Origin of the sequence: Microcystis sp. LSC13-02 (assembly GCA_002282935.1) — a bacterium.
Taxonomy (GTDB): Bacteria; Cyanobacteriota; Cyanobacteriia; order Cyanobacteriales; family Microcystaceae; genus Microcystis.
On record MTBT01000257.1, the window covers coordinates 21,487 to 38,216 of the forward strand.

General features: G+C 43.5%; 16 protein-coding genes. 8 read left to right on the forward strand and 8 right to left on the reverse strand.

Annotation, left to right across the window (positions count from 1 at the left end; all coding sequences use genetic code 11):
• Positions 1–28 precede the first annotated feature (28 nt).
• The 3 genes from BGL89_RS16315 to recN all read left to right on the forward strand — a co-directional run bounded on the left by BGL89_RS16315 (position 29) and on the right by recN (position 3,648).
• The gene (locus tag BGL89_RS16315; RefSeq protein ID WP_286826594.1) at positions 29–1,087 is read left to right on the forward strand and encodes a DUF2157 domain-containing protein; all 1,059 of its coding nucleotides are present in this window, start codon (positions 29–31) and stop codon (positions 1,085–1,087) included.
• A gap of 102 nt (positions 1,088–1,189) precedes the next feature.
• Positions 1,190–1,870, forward strand: a complete 681-nt coding sequence (rppA, locus tag BGL89_RS16320; protein ID WP_286826595.1) for a two-component system response regulator RppA — start codon at positions 1,190–1,192, stop codon at positions 1,868–1,870.
• 50 nt (positions 1,871–1,920) lie between these two features.
• Positions 1,921–3,648, forward strand: a complete 1,728-nt coding sequence (gene recN, locus BGL89_RS16325; protein WP_286826596.1) for a DNA repair protein RecN — start codon at positions 1,921–1,923, stop codon at positions 3,646–3,648.
• Positions 3,649–3,651: 3 nt separating this feature from the next.
• Here recN and BGL89_RS16330 read toward each other — a convergent pair whose 3' ends face one another.
• The gene (locus BGL89_RS16330) at positions 3,652–4,293 is read right to left on the reverse strand and encodes a Uma2 family endonuclease (protein ID WP_286826597.1); all 642 of its coding nucleotides are present in this window, start codon (positions 4,291–4,293) and stop codon (positions 3,652–3,654) included.
• A 108-nt stretch (positions 4,294–4,401) separates the two neighbouring features.
• Between BGL89_RS16330 and BGL89_RS16335 the strand changes: the two genes are divergently transcribed.
• On the forward strand, positions 4,402–5,559 hold the full coding sequence (locus BGL89_RS16335; protein WP_286826598.1) for an NAD(P)/FAD-dependent oxidoreductase: 1,158 nt from the start codon (positions 4,402–4,404) through the stop codon (positions 5,557–5,559).
• A gap of 258 nt (positions 5,560–5,817) precedes the next feature.
• On the opposite strand, the gene BGL89_RS16340 is transcribed toward BGL89_RS16335, so the two are convergent.
• Positions 5,818–6,093, reverse strand: coding sequence for a hypothetical protein (locus BGL89_RS16340; protein ID WP_002768833.1), 276 nt, complete (start codon positions 6,091–6,093; stop codon positions 5,818–5,820).
• Between the two features lie 315 nt (positions 6,094–6,408).
• On the opposite strand from BGL89_RS16340, the gene cysS reads away from it, so the two are divergent.
• Positions 6,409–7,851, forward strand: a complete 1,443-nt coding sequence (cysS, locus tag BGL89_RS16345) for a cysteine--tRNA ligase (RefSeq protein ID WP_286826599.1) — start codon at positions 6,409–6,411, stop codon at positions 7,849–7,851.
• Here the strand turns inward: cysS and BGL89_RS16350 are convergent.
• A complete protein-coding gene (locus tag BGL89_RS16350) occupies positions 7,834–9,363 on the reverse strand; it encodes a glycine betaine ABC transporter substrate-binding protein (RefSeq protein WP_286826600.1) in 1,530 nt (509 codons plus the stop codon). The two genes, cysS and BGL89_RS16350, sit on opposite strands and share 18 nt — an antisense overlap.
• Positions 9,364–9,678: 315 nt before the next feature.
• Here BGL89_RS16350 and BGL89_RS16355 point away from each other — a divergent pair, with 315 nt between their 5' ends.
• On the forward strand, positions 9,679–10,683 hold the full coding sequence (locus tag BGL89_RS16355; RefSeq protein WP_286826601.1) for a CHAD domain-containing protein: 1,005 nt from the start codon (positions 9,679–9,681) through the stop codon (positions 10,681–10,683).
• A 12-nt stretch (positions 10,684–10,695) separates the two neighbouring features.
• On the forward strand, positions 10,696–12,129 hold the full coding sequence (locus BGL89_RS16360; protein WP_286826602.1) for a bifunctional orotidine-5'-phosphate decarboxylase/orotate phosphoribosyltransferase: 1,434 nt from the start codon (positions 10,696–10,698) through the stop codon (positions 12,127–12,129).
• 178 nt (positions 12,130–12,307) lie between these two features.
• On the opposite strand, the gene BGL89_RS16365 is transcribed toward BGL89_RS16360, so the two are convergent.
• From BGL89_RS16365 to carA, 5 genes are all read right to left on the reverse strand, one after another.
• Entirely contained in the window at positions 12,308–12,592 is a 285-nt protein-coding gene (locus tag BGL89_RS16365; RefSeq protein ID WP_286826603.1) for a DUF1816 domain-containing protein, read from the reverse strand.
• A 123-nt stretch (positions 12,593–12,715) separates the two neighbouring features.
• Positions 12,716–13,582: a 23S rRNA (guanosine(2251)-2'-O)-methyltransferase RlmB gene (rlmB, locus tag BGL89_RS16370; RefSeq protein ID WP_286826604.1), complete on the reverse strand. Its 867-nt coding sequence runs from the start codon at positions 13,580–13,582 to the stop codon at positions 12,716–12,718.
• 31 nt (positions 13,583–13,613) lie between these two features.
• On the reverse strand, positions 13,614–14,030 hold the full coding sequence (locus BGL89_RS16375; RefSeq protein ID WP_286826605.1) for a Mini-ribonuclease 3: 417 nt from the start codon (positions 14,028–14,030) through the stop codon (positions 13,614–13,616).
• A gap of 3 nt (positions 14,031–14,033) precedes the next feature.
• Positions 14,034–14,384 carry an STAS domain-containing protein gene (locus BGL89_RS16380; RefSeq protein WP_286826606.1) on the reverse strand — a complete coding sequence of 117 codons (351 nt, stop codon included), beginning with the start codon at positions 14,382–14,384 and terminating at the stop codon, positions 14,034–14,036.
• Positions 14,385–14,458: 74 nt separating this feature from the next.
• Complete coding sequence (gene carA / locus BGL89_RS16385) at positions 14,459–15,607, reverse strand: glutamine-hydrolyzing carbamoyl-phosphate synthase small subunit (RefSeq protein WP_286826607.1); 1,149 nt, start codon at positions 15,605–15,607, stop codon at positions 14,459–14,461.
• A 197-nt stretch (positions 15,608–15,804) separates the two neighbouring features.
• Here carA and BGL89_RS16390 point away from each other — a divergent pair, with 197 nt between their 5' ends.
• Positions 15,805–16,698 carry a helix-turn-helix domain-containing protein gene (locus BGL89_RS16390; RefSeq protein WP_286826608.1) on the forward strand — a complete coding sequence of 298 codons (894 nt, stop codon included), beginning with the start codon at positions 15,805–15,807 and terminating at the stop codon, positions 16,696–16,698.
• The last annotated feature ends 32 nt before the right edge of the window (positions 16,699–16,730 follow it).

Consider the following 16,730-nt stretch of genomic DNA (forward strand, 5'->3'; position numbering starts at 1 on the left):
CATCTTAGCTTAAGGACTAGAGAATATTATGAGACTAGAAAGAGAAGATTTTGATTGGGCGGTACAACAAAACCTAATTACTGCCAGCCAAGCTGAAAATTTATGGACGGCTTTTTTATCCCGTTATCCCCAAGAAGATGAAGTTAATCGCCCTCGTTTTAATTTTGCCAATGTGTCCTATTATTTTGGGGCATTAATTGTTATTTCCGCCCTAGGGTGGTTTATGAACGAAGCTTGGGAGAGTTTCGGCGGTGCAGGCCTATTTTTTATCGCCCTGTTTTATGCAATTTGTTTTATTTTTACGGGAAAAAATCTCTATTTTCAGCAAAATCTCAAAATCCCCGGCGGCCTTTTATTTACCATGGCAGTGGCAATGACTCCCTTAGCAATCTACGGTTTACAACGCTGGACAGGATACTGGCAAGCTGGCTATCCGGGCATCTATCGAGATTTTCATACATGGATTAAAGGTAGTTGGTTTTTAATGGAATTAGGCACGATTATCGCAGGATTAATAACCTTGAGATTTGTTAAATTTCCTTTTTTAACTGCACCGATCGCTTTTAGTCTGTGGTATATGTCAATGGACTTAACTCCTTTACTATTTGGAGAGAACGAATACACATGGAGACTGCGAATGTGGGTATCCTTTTGGTTTGGAATTGCCTGTTTAATAACTGCCTATTTAATTGATGTACGTCAGCGTCGCAGTCGGGGAGATTTTGCTTTTTGGCTATACCTATTCGGATTAATTATGTTTTGGTTTAGTCTATCTCTCCTCATCGATGATAATGAAGCACAACGATTTTTGTACTGTCTAATTAACTTGGGATTGATGTTATTATCCGTCCTGCTAAAAAGAAGATTATTTGTGGTTTTTGGAGGTATCGGAGTATTTGCGTATCTTTCCTATCTCTCCTATCGTCTCTTTGCCGATTCAATTTTCTTTCCCTTTGCTCTAACCGTCTTGGGACTTGGTATTATCTATATGGGAGTTTTGTATCAGCGTCATTACCCAACCCTGGCTAGATTTATTGAAAGTTATATCCCTCTCGAATGGCGCAATTTATTACCCAAAGATAGATAATTAGGAGAAATGGGGATATGGGGACATGGGGATATGGGGAGATTCAACTAAAAAAACCAAAACCCCAACACCCCAACACCCAACACCATCTTTTTTACTTTTATGAAAATACTTATCGTTGACGATGAAAAAGAATTAACCGAACCCTTAGAACAAATTCTTGCTCAAGAAGGCTATGACGTTGATATTGCTAATAATGGTCGGACGGGGTTAGAATTGGCCCAACAGAATAATTATGACCTCTTAATTCTCGATTGGATGTTACCCCAGCAATCCGGATTACAAATCTGTCAATATTTACGCAATCAAGGGGACACCACTCCCGTTTTATTTCTAACCGCTAAGGATACCATAGACGATCGAGTGGCGGGATTAGATGCCGGTGCTGATGATTATTTAGTCAAACCCTTTCAACTGCGAGAATTATTAGCGAGAGTCCGCGCTTTATTGCGTCGTTCTCCCAATTTTGAAGCTAGTAATAGCAGTAAATTAAAATCTGCTGATTTGGAACTCGATAGCGAAAATCAAGTGGCCTATCGTCACGGTCGCACGATTAGTTTATCAGTCAAAGAAGTACAATTGTTGACTTTATTTATGACCCATCCGGGTCAACTTCTCACCCATGAACAAATTTATCAGCATCTCTGGTCAGAAGGAGAGCAACCTAATAGTAACGTAGTTCCTGCCCTGATGCGCTTACTGCGTCGTAAAATCGAAGCGGACGGAGAAACACCTCTCATTAATACTGTCTATGGGAAGGGCTACCGTTTCGGGGAAAATTAGGGAATGCTGAAAGATAATGAGAATACCAACTGATTACTGATTACTGATATATGTTATCCTGCCTACAAATTGAAAATTTTACCCTCATCGATCGCTTAGAATTAACTTTCGGCAGCGGATTAAATGTACTGACCGGTGAGACGGGGGCAGGAAAATCGATTATATTAGACGCGATCGATATTGTTCTCGGTGGTAAAGTCAATCATCGCGTCATCCGTCAGGGAAGCCAACAATCAACCCTAGAAGCGACTTTTTCTCTAACTCCAGAATTAATTGCTTGGCTAGAAAGTCAGGAAATTGACCTATTAGAAGATAATAGTCTAACAATCAGCCGGGAATTAGTGATTACTAATAATTCCTTGCGTTCTCGTTCTCGGATTAACGGAGTCGTCTCTAATCGCCAACAAATGGCGCAAATAAGAGATTTTTTGGTAGAAATCACCGCTCAAGGTCAAACAGTTCAGTTAATGGACGCTAATCGACAGAGAGAATTATTAGATCTCTACGGGGGTGAATCGCTGCTGCGGCAGCGGGAAAAAGTAGCGACAGCCTACCTTAACTGGCAAGAAAGCAAGAATATTTTAAATAATAGATTGCAATCGGAACAAAATCGCCTACAAAGATTAGATTTATTAGAATATCAACTAAAAGAACTAGAATCAGCCAATTTAACTGACGCTGACGAGTTGGAACAGTTGGAACAGGAAAGAAACCGACTCTCCCACGGTGTCGATTTGCAAAATTCCAGCTATCAAGTCTATCAACTACTCTACCAAAATGATCGCGATCAACCCGCCGTCGCTGATTTGTTAGGAAAAGCTGAAAATATCTTGACAAATATGATGGTTTATGATAGAAGTTTAGAGCCAATTTTAGAGATGGTGCGATCGGCATTAAATCAGGTGGTGGAAGCGGGACAGGAAATCAACGTCTATGGGGATAGTCTAGAAGCAGATCCCGAGAGATTGAACGAGATAGAAGAGAGAATTGTCCAACTTAAGCGCATTTGTCGCAAGTATGGCCCAAGTTTAGCCGAAGCGATCGATTATTATCAGAAATTACAGCAAGAATTAGCGGAGTTGACGGGAGAAGGACAATCCATTGAAGAATTAGAAAAAATTTGTCAGCAACAGGAAAAAATCTATCGAGAAACTAGCACCCAGTTGACCTTTTTGCGACAAGAAACCGCTAGTCAACTAGAAAAACAATTGGTACAGGAATTAAAACCTTTAGCCATGGAAAAGGTGATTTTTGTCTGTCGGATTGCCCTGGGTAATCCTAGCAGTCTGGGAGTCGATCAAGTGGTATTTTATTTTAGTCCCAATCCGGGGGAAAAAATCCAACCTTTATCCAGTACTGCTTCTGGAGGAGAAATGAGTCGTTTTCTCCTAGCGTTAAAGTCCTGTTTTTCCCAATCCCAATCGGCAGCGGCAACCCTAATTTTTGATGAAATTGATGCGGGAGTATCGGGAAAAGTTGCCCAGGCAATTGCCGATAAATTAGATCAATTAGGTCAACAATATCAAGTTTTGTGCGTTACTCATCAACCCTTAGTGGCTGCTTTAGCTGATCACCATTTTCGAGTTTATAAACAAATGATTGCCGAAGATAATCCCACTAATCTCTCGGAAATTCGCACGGTTGTCCGGGTTACTTCTCTCGATAATCGTCAGACGAGAAGGGAAGAATTGGCACAATTAACGGGAGGAAATTCGGCAGCAGATGCCCTCGCTTTTGCCGAGTCTTTATTGGAGAAAGCGGCTGCCAAAAAACAGTAAGATTTAACCTTGAAATTGACTGATTAACCAACGTCCCACCTGACTTTGATCCTTGCTGCGCGCCTGTTGTAAAGCTGACTCTAAAACCGCAATTTTTAAATTAGGTAAAACCTTTGATATATCAATTCTTTGGCTACCTCGATCGATTATTTCAAAAGCAAATATTTGAGGATCATCTACCTTAACACTCCAGTATTCACTAACCCCTAATTCTTCGTAGAGTAAGCGTTTATTACCTAAGTCATCATTGAGGGTAGATTTGGAGATTTCAATGACTAAATCTGGTGGGGGATACTGATTTAAATCAATAATCGAAGTCCCATTTGGTATCAGATTCGCTTTCTCTCCTAGATAGTAAGATATATCTGGCTGCACTTCTCTAATTCCTCTTTTGCGATAGGAACAAGTAGGGAGTCCTTGAAAAGGAATTTCTTTGAGGATAGCGTAGAGACTCACCCCCAAAAAGACAACGTGATGATCTCTAGCGTGTTCAAATCCAATAGGAGTCATTTCTAATCGATAATAGCCATTGTAATAATAACTTTTCCCTTTATTTTCTGGGAAGTTGTTAATTGCTGCTAAGTATTCTTCCCAACTACCTTTAATCCATGAGTCAGTTATCCCCCTAGTTTCTAGCTGTTGCATAGTTATCCTATCCCGCTTTGAACTTTTTCTGTAATTATAGCAATTATTGATCAAATCAGAAACTAGGAAATGATAGAATAGATTAATTAAGTAAAAATTAGCCCAATTATGACCACAACTTATGATTATATAATTATCGGTGGTGGTATCACCGGTTCCGCCTTAAGCTATGAACTAGCTAACCTAGGCAGTCGAGTCCTCTTATTAGAAAAAGAAACCCATCCCCTCAACGCCACTTTCTACAGTTACGGGGGTTTAGCCTATTGGTCGGCCACCACAGAAATCCAGAGAAAATTATATCAAGAAGGTCGAGAAATTCAGCGCAATTTATCGCAGGAATTGGGCATAGATAACGAATACCGGGACATAGATCTAATTCTCACCGTCAACCCCGAAGATGATCCGGCCACTGTGGCCGAAAAATTTGCTATCTTTGCTATTACTCCCGAAATTCTCGATCCGCAAGCAGCGATCGCTTTAGAACCTCTATTAAATCCCGCAGCTATTTCGGGAGTTTTACGACTGCCCCACGGTCACATCAATGCCGAAAAAACTAATCTTGCCTATCAACAAGCTTTTCTGCGTCTGGGAGGCACGATTATTCGGGAAGCTGTCATCGAATTAATTGAAACTGCATCGAGAATTACCGGCGTAAAAACTCCTAAAAATAATTATTATGCCGGGGAAACTATCGTTTGTGCGGGGGGATTAACCCGGTCTTTACTGCAAAAATCTGGTATTACTGCTTCCGTCTATTTTACCCATGCCCAGGTGATCAAAATTCCCCCCAGCGAGATCAAATTAAACACCCTAGTTATGCCCGCAATTCCTGCTAGATTGGTATTAGAGCAAAAAATTACCCAACTAGAAAATCAGGGCATTTGGCAGAGAGAAACCCCAGAAATAATTACCAGTGTTTTAGAAACGGGGGCGGTACAATTCCGGGATCAAAGCCTTTATCTAGGGCAAATTAGCGCCATTATCACCGATCCTAGCGGGATTTTAAACCCTCTGGCGGGGGAAAAAGCAATACGCGCCGCCGTGGGGACATTGCTGCCCTCTTTAGCCTCTCTCCCCGGAAGCTGTCATCATTGCCTAGTGGCCTTTGCCCCCTCGGGACGGCCTCTAGTGGGAGCGATCGCCGATAAAGTGGGATTGCAGGTATTTTCTGGCTTCACCAGTACACTTGTATCGGCTCCGCCCCTGGCCCGACGTTTCGCGCGTCATCTGCTGGGGGAAATTGACGAGATAATTAGGGTTTGCTGAAAAAGTTTTTCGTGGGGTGTGGGGTGTGGGGTGTGGGGTGTGGGGTGTAGGTTTTTACCCATTTTCATCTGGTAAATTACCTAATTTTCAGGGAAAAAGTCCCTGAATTTTCCCCCCGATCCCTCCCATATCTGGGACTTTTTGATTGACAAAAAGTCTAAAAGTCTTACCCAACAAGGTTTTTAGATTTATTCAGCAAACCCTAATTACTAATTTACAAAAGTCAAGAGAGAAATTAACTGATGATTGCAATTAATTCTAATCGACTTTTTCCAACTGCCAAAGAATTTGGTTTCCCTCGCGTCTGACCCGGGAGATTACCCAATTTCGCCACGGCCAATGGTCGCCTCGACTGGTAACGGCCCCTGGATTAATATCCATTAAATCGGCCACTTCGGCGCTGGTAATCAAATAACCTCGATTGGCCACTTCATCGGCAATGCGTAGGGTTTCGATGAGATTTCTTAGCTGGTCAACTCTTTCTCCCCGGGGTAATTGGATTTCATCGCCAGCGCTATTAGGTGGTTCATTCATAGTTAGGGTCTGGTCAAAGTTTATTAACAATTAAAAATTGTCGGTTGAGGCAAACAATCAAGCTTTCCTCTCGTTATTCTATTGATTCTATCAATAATAGCTGTCATCAAAACAGTCCTATCTTCTCGAATTTTACCGTCACATCTTTACTAAAACCCTAAAAACCTCTTGACAAAAAACACAAAATATAGTAAGTAAATCAGGGAAAGTGATAACTGATCACTGATAACTGATAACTGATAACTGATCACTGATCACTGATAGCTGCTATAAAATTGGACTAGCCTTTTTCCCCAGAAAAAAATTTCCCCATCCATGACCTTAATCCTCTACAACACCCTCAGTCGTTGCGAAGAACCCTTTACCCCCCTCATCCCCGGCATTGTCTCCATGTATTGCTGCGGCATTACCGTCTATGATTATTGCCACTTGGGTCATGCGCGTACCTGTGTGGTTTGGGATGTGGTGCGGCGTTATTTGGAGTATCTCGGTTATAAAGTGCGCTATATTCAGAATTTCACCGATATTGACGATAAAATTCTCAATCGGGCTAAAAATGAACATACCACCATGGCAGCCGTGGCCGAGAGATTTATCCAGGCCTACTTTGAAGATATGGCAAAATTAGGAGTCAGACCGGCGGACGCTTATCCCCGGGCCACTCATACCCTCGACGGTATCAAGCGCCTAGTCTATGAATTAGAACAAAAAGGCTATGCTTACCCCAGCGATGGCGATGTTTACTATTCCGTCCGTCGTTTTTCTGATTATGGCAAACTATCAGGGCGAAAACTGGATGATTTGCAAGCGGGGGCCAGCGGCCGGGTAGAAACCGACGACCCGGAAGCAATCAAGAAACAAGACCCCTTTGATTTTGCCCTCTGGAAGGGTGCAAAACCGGGGGAACCTAGTTGGGATTCTCCCTGGGGTCAAGGTCGTCCGGGGTGGCATATTGAATGTTCGGCCATGGTCAAAGAACAATTGGGAGAAACTATCGATATTCATGTGGGGGGAAGTGATCTAATTTTTCCCCACCACGAAAACGAAATCGCCCAAAGTGAAGCGGCTACGGGTAAACCTCTAGCCCACTATTGGTTACATAATGGCATGGTTAAGGTGGCAGGGGAAAAAATGTCGAAATCCCTCGGTAATTTCATCACTATTCGCGAGTTATTGGCAAAATATGACCCCTTAGCCGTGAGATTATTAATTTTAGGAGCCCAATACCGCAAACCGATTGATTTTTCCGATGAGGGATTACAGGCGGCCACTAATGGCTGGCATACTTTACAAGAGGGTTTATCCTTTGGTTATAAGCATCTTCAGCAAGATAATCCTGGAATTACTGACCAAGAGCTAGAAAATCGCTTTCAAGAGGCGGTAAATCACGATTTTAACTTTGCCGGTGGTTTAGCGGTGTTATTTGAAATCGCTAAGGAATTACGCAAGGAGGGTAATAATTTAACCCATGCGGGTAAGACAGACAGCAATCTGGCCCAATTAGCGGTAAAATGGCATACTTTGGTGAAATTGTCTAGGGTTTTGGGCCTAGAAATTGCCGCCGACCAAGGAGAAACCCCGGTTTCTGAGGGAATTAGTGCAGCGGAAATCGAAAATCTGATCCAACAACGGACAGAGGCAAAAAAAGCGAAAAATTACGCCGAAAGCGATCGCATTCGCGCACAATTAAAAGCCCAAGGCATTAGTTTAATCGATCAACCCGGGGGAGTGACTAAATGGTTAAGAGAGGGAGACTAGAAATTCTTTGACCACTTCCTCCACCCTGCGATTGCTGCCATCCACCTGATAGTTTAATTTCTGCATAGCTGTGGAGGTAATTTTGCCGGTGAGTTTGGCTAAAACCTGTCGCAATTGCGGATATTTTCGCAAACTATCCCGGTTAAAAATCGGTACCGCTTCGTAGGGAGGAAAATAGCGTCGATCATCTTCTAGGATGACTAAATCTAGCACGGGAATTAAGCCATCGGTGGAATTTCCCGCCACTAAATCCACTTGTTTTTCGGCTAAAGCGCGGTACATTAACCCTAAATCCATCACTTTCGGGGGTTGGGCAAAAGTTAGGCCATAGGTCTTCGCTAATCCCTTGTAACCGTCTTCCCTTTCCAAAAATTCATAACCAAAACCCGCTTGCCAATTGGGAGTATATTTAGCCGCTTGCGAGAGAGTTTTAAGATTGTATTGACTGGCGGTTTCTCCCCGGATAACAATGGCGAAATTATTCTCAAATCCTAAACTGGGAAACACTTCTAGATTAAATTTTTCCGGATAAATCTCTTGCAGCTTTTCAGAGACTAATCGGGCATCGTTCAGGGGTTTTTCTCGCAAAATTCCCGTGAAAGCCGTGCCAGAATACTCCACATAACCATCGATTTTACCCGCTTTCACCGCTTCATGACAGATCAGAGTACCACCGAGATTAAATTGACGTTCGACCCGTAAATTCGTCTCTTTTTCGATCTCCTGTGCCAAAATTTCCCCTAAAATCACCTGTTCGGTAAAATTTTTGGAACCGATCACCACTGTGCCGGGGGATGAATGGAAAATTTGAGTCAACAGGAAAGATAGCAAGGCTAACCCGATTAAACCTAATCCCCATTGCCATTTAGAGGGCTTTTGCGGGCGTTGCGAAGGGGAAAAGGTATTTTCTAGCCAACCGAGACTCCAATCGGCCACAAGGGCTAAAAAAGCGGCAGGAATTGCCCCCGCCAAAATTAACTGATTGTTGACCGTGGCAATACCGCGAAAAATAAACACTCCCAAACCACCGCCACCGATGGCAGCTGCGATCGTGGCCACACCGATAGCAATCACCGTCGCAATTCTCACTCCTCCTAAAATCATCGCCCTGGCCAGGGGTAATTCGATATAGCGCAGGATTTGCCCGTCGGTCATACCTAGGGATAACCCGGCTAATTTTAATTCGGGATCAACTTTTGTGATGCCCAAATAGGTATTTAAAACAATTGGCAGTAAAGTATAGAGAGTTAGGGCAACAATAGCGGGTATTTTGCCGATTCCTCCCAAAAAAGGCACAGAAATTAAAAAGCCAAATAGGGCTAAACTGGGGATAGTCTGTAGGGTGTTAACGATCGCTATAATTGGTTGAGCGAGAATAGCTTGACGACTAATTAAAATACCTAGAGGAATCCCGATTAAGCTACCCATAGCCATGGCTATTCCCGTCAAGAAAAGATGTTCTCCGGTGCGAAAAGCGATTTCCCCCGCATAATCTAGCCAAAAACTATCCATAAACTTCTCTTAAAGCTGCCGCTTCATCCTATTGTATAGAATAAATAGGGTCTGCTGAAAAAGTTTTTCGGTGGGGGTAGGAGTCAGGAGTCTCCGAGTCAGTAGCCGGTCGTTTCAGGCTTTGTTGCCCTTGTTTTTTGTACCAAGCGATGTACTACAAGAAGGATAATGCAAGGTTTTTGAAAGAACAGGTCAAAAGCTTTATTTTAAAAGGGTTTTACCATTATTCAGCAGACCCTAAATAGTATCTATTAGTTCCAGTCTTGATTTAAAGATTCTATCATCATCTTGACATTATTTCCTCCCTAAAGACAAATGACTAACAAATTTAATCCTCGGGCTAAAACTGTTGCCGATTGGGCCTATATCGGTATTGATAAACATTTTCATAAAGTTCTTAAACACGAAGCTGGGGTTTTACTCGATCAGGATACGGAAGAATTACATCAAATTCGTGTGGGAATGCGCCGTCTCCGCAGTACCTTAACCGGTTTTGCCCCCGCTTTAACCATGCCGAAATCTGCCGATCAAAAACGGGTGGGTAATCTGGGCAGAATTTTAGGAGAATTGCGGGATTTAGATGTGTTAAAAGAGGCTTTTGTCGGTCATTATCAGCCAATTTTACCCCCGAAAGAACAGGATTTACTGAAGAAAGTTTTACAAGTTCTCGAACACCGAAGGGAGAAGGCTTTTGCTAAGGTAGAAAAGCTGTTGAAGTCCGATAAATTTCTCAATTTTAAGGCAGATTTTGCCCGTTGGTTGGATAATCCTACCTATCAACCGATTGGAAAATTAGATATTGCCACGGTTTTACCGGACTTATTATTACCCCAAGCGAGTCGATTTTTACTGCACGAAGGCTGGTTAGTTGGGGTAAATTTAGAGGAAAATCAAAAAGTAAGAGAGTTTTCTAGTCAAGAAATTGATGACTTATTGGAAAAAGAAGGATTATTACTGCACGATCTCCGCAAAGAAGCCAAGCGTTCCCGCTATAATATGGAGTTATTCACTCAGTTTTATGGCGACAAATATCAAGAGTATCTAGAAGATATTAAAAACCTTCAAAGTATTCTCGGAGAAATGCAGGATTGTTGTGTTCTCTCGGATTTTCTTAGCCAAATTTTCCCCAATTGTCTTGCCAAGGAAATGCCCACCTTACTAGAAATTTTCCAAAATATCCGTCACCAAAAATGGCAAGAATGGCAACCGCTACAAAAGAAATTCCTTGACGCTGACACAAGAAAAAGTCTGCACCAGACAATTTTACAGCCTATTTTTTGGCAAAACAGTGTAGAATTAGAAGCTAATCCAGAATCCTGAGATTAGGAACCGATGAATTTTTTTCAAAAGTTAAACCACGCCATTAGTCAAAACCAGAGTCTGCTTGTCCTCGGTTTAGATGCTAACCCCGAAATGATGCCCTCCACCCCGGGAGAATTAATCGTTAATTTAGAACAGTGGCTCAAGTTTATTATCGATGAAACTGCCCCTTTTGTCTGTGCCTACAAACCAACTTTAGGCTTTTATCAAGCTTTGGGAGCAGCCGGGTTAGAATTATTACAGCGAATTTTAACGGCAATTCCCGATCATATCCCTGTAATTTTGGATGCTAAACACGGCGATATTAATACTAGCAGTATTTTAGCCGAGACTATCTTTAAAACTTGGCAGGTGGACGCGGTTACTCTCAATCCCTACTCCGGACAGGATCACGTTGCTCCTTTTTTAGTTTACCCCGAGCATGGCGCTTTTATCCTCTGTCATACTTCCAATCAAGGCGCGATTAATCTGCAAGAATTCCCCAGTCGCGACAATCCTTTTTATCTGCAAGTTGTCAAAGAAGCTTGTACTTGGGGAACTCCCGAACAAGTGTTTTTAGAAGTGGGAACCACTCAACCGGAGATTTTGAAAAAGATTCGCAATTTTGCCCCCGAAAGATTGATTTTATTACGCAGTATTTGGGAAGACAAAAGCAAATTCTCCGAGTTAATTACTGTGGGTTTAAATAGTCATGGCGAGGGTTTATTAATTCCTGTCCCCCAAGACTTTTTATCTCAACCCGATTTGGGAGCAAAAGTCAAGGATTTACGAGAGGAAGTCAACAGAATTAAACAAAATCAAAGGCAAGAATCGAGCAAAGATGATATTTGGACTGCTAACGTTTGTCTTTTAAAACAACATCCTCATCAGGATTTAATTCTACAATTATTTGATATTGGTTGCTTGATGTTTGGCGATTATGTGCAAGCATCGGGAGAAACTTTTTCCTATTATATTGATCTGAGAAAAATTATCTCTAATCCTAATATTTTTCAGCAGGTAATTGAAGCCTATGGAGAAATATTAAAAACCTTGACATTTGACCGCATTGCTGGTATCCCCTACGGTTCTTTACCCACAGCTACCGGTTTATCTTTATTATTAAATCATCCGATGATTTTCCCCCGCAAAGAAGTAAAAGCTCACGGCACAAGAAGATTAATTGAAGGTAATTTTCAAGTGGGGGAAACCGTGGTAGTGGTGGACGATATTTTAATTTCTGGCAAAAGTGCGATCGAGGGGGCAGCAAAGATTAAATCGGCGGGATTATTAGTTAATGATATCGTGGTTTTTATCGATCATGGTGGACTTGTTAAAGATAAACTTCGTAGCCATGGTTATCAAGCTTATTCGGTTTTAACCCTGGCAGAAATTACCGATACTCTCTACGAAGCGGGAAGGCTGACAGAAGCACAATATAGCTGTTTTTTAAATCGCTCCCATTGATATTTGACTATCAGCCTTGAATCAGTTATCGGTTATCAGTTACCAGTTATCGGTATTAAGTGTGCATTATTAAATGGCAGTTTTCCGCTGTCTTTTCACTGTTTACTGATCACTGATTACTGTTTACTGATCACTGTTTACTGATTACTGATTACTGATTACTGATCACTGAAAGTCGTTAAGAAGCTTGACTGCGTAAGACCTTTAGGGGATTCAGGGGCTTGATTTCTTCTTTTTCCTCAAAAATAGTTAAATCTTCGGGTTGACAACGTTTTATATGCAATTTAATTCCCTGCGCTCCTTCTGTTTTCAAATCTTCTTCGTAACCAGCTTGAGCGACTTCAGCCTCGTCTTTAGCGAGAAAAGGACCGAAATAATAAGTACATCTGGGATAGTCGGTTTTAATCTCGACCCAGTAGGCTAATCCGAACCTTTCGAGTAAGCTAATCAAAAATTCTTTCATTTTGTTCCCCGTCTCAATCTACTCTGGTGGTTTTGTTACGTTCGTTTACATTTCGCAAACTTCCTTCCTATTCTATTTGTACTTTTTCCTTTTGGCTATTGGGGTGTCGAAAAATACAGATTTTCAGTCGGGGGAATTTTGCCAGCGTTGACGGTAAACCTCGTAAAGAGCCATAGCCGCCGCCACCGAAGCATTGAGACTGGGGGTTTTGCCTGCCAAGGGGATAGATACCAACTCATCGCAGGACTTTTGGGTCAACAGACTCAAACCCTCTCCCTCCGAACCTACCACCAATCCTATCGCACCCGTTAAATTAATTGTGTGTAAGGATTTACCACTTTTTGCCGCCGTGCCGTAGAGCCAAAAACCCGCCGCTTTTAATTCCTCTAAAGCACGATTGAGATTGACCACTCTGGCTACAGGTAAATATTCCAAGGCCCCCGCCGCCACTTTCATCACCGTCGATGTCACCCCGGCGGCGCGACGTTGGGGAATAACTACCCCCTGACAACCCATGGCTTCGGCGGTGCGAATAATTGCCCCAAGGTTATGGGGATCCGTAATACCTTCAGCGATGACGATGACGGGGTGACGACTTTTGCCCTTAGCTTTCTCGATCAGATCGGCTAATTCTATATACTCATAGGGAGACATCTGGGCGGCAATCCCCTGATGATTGGCCTTATTGGTAATCTGATCGAGACGCAGATCATCCACCTCATCAATTACCGTGCCGTTGGCTTTCGCTTTTTCTAAGAGGGTATGATAACGGGGATCGTAACGGAGTCGATTGACCACCCAAATCCGATTCAGTTGGCGCTCCTCCTCCATGGCCGTTAAAACCACCCGGCGACCGTAGAGCAGATCATCAGCTTCTTGGTTTTCTGGAGTTACTGCCGGGGATTTAGCCAGAATTGGCCCGGTTTTCGGCCGCGAAGGCCGGCGAAAATTACTATTATCGGACTTGCCACGAAATGGTCGATCGCTCATGATTGGATGGATTAATAAAAGGGGGTCGGGGCTATAATTCTAGTTTTTCTAATAGTTGATGTAATCTGGAGGGGTCTTGCAGATAAAGATAGCCGAACAGGGTTTCTAAACTGCTGGCCTGCTGATAGACTTGGGCTGTCAGACGACGGCGTTTTCCCGTGACCGCATTGCGTCCCCGGCGCAGAATTTCTTTTTCTTGGTCTGTCAGATAGGGCTGCAGTTGTTCTAAATCTAAAGCCTGTTGTTCGGCCCTGACTTTGCCCACCACCTGAGCGTGATAGTCTCCCAGACGCTGGGGCGGCAGTAAATAATAGGTGCGGATGTATAATTCATAAACAGCATCCCCCAGATAGGCCAGGGAAGCGGGCGATAATCGGTCAAGACCCTCTAGGAGTTGTGACCCCTCGCCACTTAGCTGTAAGCGAATTTTTTCGAGAGGAGATTCCACGATTTACGCTTTTTCCAGATATTCGATCGCAGCTTCTAGGGTGGGTTGCAGGGAAAAAAACTGCTCCAATCGCACCAGTTTTACGGTTTGAGTTACCCGCGCATTGGTAACAATTTGTAAACTGCCTCCTTCGGTTTTGGCCTTTTTCACCAATTTTACTAAAGCCCCTAAACCGGAGCTATCGATAAAATCAATCTGAGCGAGGCTAATAATCACATCCTTGGGACCTTGCTCCACATAGCCTTCGATCACCTTACAAAAAGTCGGTTCGGAAAAGGCATCTAAAAGACCCGTCAAACGGAAAATTTGGTACTTATCTCTGACCTCACGCGTACCTCGCAAGCTGACGGTCAAGTTAATTGCTTCTGGAATAATCGCCTCCTAGCTCTAGAGCCGTAAAAATCAAAACCTTAGTATATCCTAAAAATTTACGACCGATCCTTTTTTGCTTCCCGCATTAAATCAACAAATTTGGCGAACAGATAATCGGCATCGTGGGGGCCGGGACTGGCTTCGGGGTGGTATTGTACCGAGAAAAAGGGCAGAGACTTGTGTTTTAAACCCGCTACGGTGCGATCATTGAGGTTGAGATGGGTAATCTCCACTTGCGGATTTAAAGAGGCTTCCTGCACCGCAAAACCGTGATTCTGACTGGTAATTTCCACCTGTTGCCGCAGTCCACAGGGTTGATTTAACCCGCGATGGCCAAATTTCAGTTTAAAGGTTTCTGCCCCTAGGGATAGCCCCAAAATTTGATGACCCATACAGATGCCAAAAGTGGGTTTTTCCCCTTGCAAAAGTTGCTTGGCTAGGGCAATACCTTCGGTGACAGCCGCCGGATCTCCCGGTCCGTTAGAAAAGAAAATACCATCGGGATTATATGCGGCGATTTTTTCCGGGGGAGTGTCGGCGGGAACCACGATCACCCGACAACCGTAGCTGGCTAAACGCCGGAGAATATTGCGTTTGATGCCAAAATCGATCGCCACCACCGTTAACGGTTCTTGATCACTATCAATTGGTGCAAATTCCCAGGCGGACGGGGTGGGAGTCGTCCATTCGTACACTTCCTTCGTGGTAACTTCTTTAACGAGATTTAACCCCGCCATACTGGGGGCTGCCTGCACCAGCCGCAGTAAATCGTGATAATCCAGTATTTCCGTAGAAATTGCCCCATTCATCGCCCCAACCGAGCGAATTTTGCGGGTCAAAGACCGGGTATCGATGCCATAGATGCCAATAACATGATGAGCGGCCAGATAATCCGGTAGGGATTGGGTAGAACGCCAATTACTGGGCCGGTGGCAGATATTTTTGGCGATCGCTCCTTTCACCTGGGGACGAATTGACTCCTCATCCTCGGGGTTAACCCCCGTATTTCCCAATTCTGGATAGGTAAAAGTGACGATTTGACCAGCATAACTGGGATCGGTGAGGACTTCCTGATAACCAGTCATCCCCGTGTTAAAGACAACTTCGCCGACGGTGGTTCCCTTGGACCCGAAGGAATAACCCTCGTAAACCGTACCATCGGCCAGAACTAATAAGGCTTTTTGACTAGCAGCACTTGATATCATCGTCAATTTTTTAATCTTGAGTAGTGGTGAGAAACAGAAGTCAAGGATAGACTAGAACAGGGACTAGAAAACGAATTGCTTAGTTTTAATTGGCTAGAGCGTTTTATGATTAAGAGTACATCCGCTCAAGGACAACAGTTTCCCCTGACTAGCCATCGGCAAGATCCTATCGCTTAAAAAATAACTATATAAGTAATATGAGTCCAAGAAAACTGACTGATGCCACGAAAAAAGAAATTCTTAAGCTTTATCGGGAAACGGAGGCCACCACTTCCACCTTAGCCGAGCGTTATGGCGTGAGTAGTTCTACGGTCAGTCGTTTTCTCAAAAATTCTTTTTCTAGCGAGGAATACGAGCAATTAATCCAGAAAAAACGCTTGGCCCGCAATCCTCGTGGTTTCGAGGAGGAGGGAGCAGCCGCGGATTTATCGGAAAAAGCGATCGAGGTGATTAGTTTTCGGGCAGCGCACATCGAAGCTAAGGATGAGTGTGATTTTGAGCAACCGATCGCTTCTGTGGAACAATTAACCCTGTTAATGGATACCTCTTACCCGCCAGAAGCAGATAATTCGGAAGATACAGAAATTAATGGCGATAAGCCTCTAGAAAACGCTAATTTAAACGAGTTTTTCGTCGAAGCTATCGAGGAAGAGGAGGAGGAAGATGAGCTTGACGAGGATTGGGATGAAGAGGAGGATGAAGATGAAGATGAAGATGAAGACGAGGAGGAGGAGGAACTAGCGGGCAGCTATTTAGGCCCGACTATCGTTAAAACAGCCCAATTACAGATATTACCCCTATCGGCGGCGGCTTTTCCCAAAACCTGTTACTTGGTCATTGATCGCGCTGCCGAATTAATCACCCGTCCCCTCAAGGATTTTGCCGAATTGGGTAAGGTTCCCCCTCAGGAAATCCAGCAGCGCACCCTCCCCATCTTTGAAAGTCATCGCATCGCTCGTCGTTTCTCCAAGCGCAAGGAAAAAGTGATTAAAGTTCCCGACGGTCGCCTGATCGAAAAAGCTCACGCTCAACTGGAAGCTAAAGGGATCACCCGTCTGCTCATGGATGGTCGTATCTACGCTTTAGAGTAGGGAATTAGGGGATAGGAGACTTTTCAGTCTCC

Excerpts from the sequence above, each read along its gene's own strand:
- BGL89_RS16315 (WP_286826594.1), top strand. The coding sequence starts at position 29 with ATGAGACTAGAAAGAGAAGATTTTGATTGGGCGGTACAACAAAACCTA.
- rppA (WP_286826595.1), top strand. The coding sequence starts at position 1,190 with ATGAAAATACTTATCGTTGACGATGAAAAAGAATTAACCGAACCCTTA.
- recN (WP_286826596.1), top strand. The coding sequence starts at position 1,921 with ATGTTATCCTGCCTACAAATTGAAAATTTTACCCTCATCGATCGCTTA.
- BGL89_RS16330 (WP_286826597.1), bottom strand. The coding sequence starts at position 4,293 with ATGCAACAGCTAGAAACTAGGGGGATAACTGACTCATGGATTAAAGGT.
- BGL89_RS16335 (WP_286826598.1), top strand. The coding sequence starts at position 4,402 with ATGACCACAACTTATGATTATATAATTATCGGTGGTGGTATCACCGGT.
- BGL89_RS16340 (WP_002768833.1), bottom strand. The coding sequence starts at position 6,093 with ATGAATGAACCACCTAATAGCGCTGGCGATGAAATCCAATTACCCCGG.
- cysS (WP_286826599.1), top strand. The coding sequence starts at position 6,409 with ATGACCTTAATCCTCTACAACACCCTCAGTCGTTGCGAAGAACCCTTT.
- BGL89_RS16350 (WP_286826600.1), bottom strand. The coding sequence starts at position 9,363 with ATGGATAGTTTTTGGCTAGATTATGCGGGGGAAATCGCTTTTCGCACC.
- BGL89_RS16355 (WP_286826601.1), top strand. The coding sequence starts at position 9,679 with ATGACTAACAAATTTAATCCTCGGGCTAAAACTGTTGCCGATTGGGCC.
- BGL89_RS16360 (WP_286826602.1), top strand. The coding sequence starts at position 10,696 with ATGAATTTTTTTCAAAAGTTAAACCACGCCATTAGTCAAAACCAGAGT.
- BGL89_RS16365 (WP_286826603.1), bottom strand. The coding sequence starts at position 12,592 with ATGAAAGAATTTTTGATTAGCTTACTCGAAAGGTTCGGATTAGCCTAC.
- rlmB (WP_286826604.1), bottom strand. The coding sequence starts at position 13,582 with ATGAGCGATCGACCATTTCGTGGCAAGTCCGATAATAGTAATTTTCGC.
- carA (WP_286826607.1), bottom strand. The coding sequence starts at position 15,607 with ATGATATCAAGTGCTGCTAGTCAAAAAGCCTTATTAGTTCTGGCCGAT.
- BGL89_RS16390 (WP_286826608.1), top strand. The coding sequence starts at position 15,805 with ATGAGTCCAAGAAAACTGACTGATGCCACGAAAAAAGAAATTCTTAAG.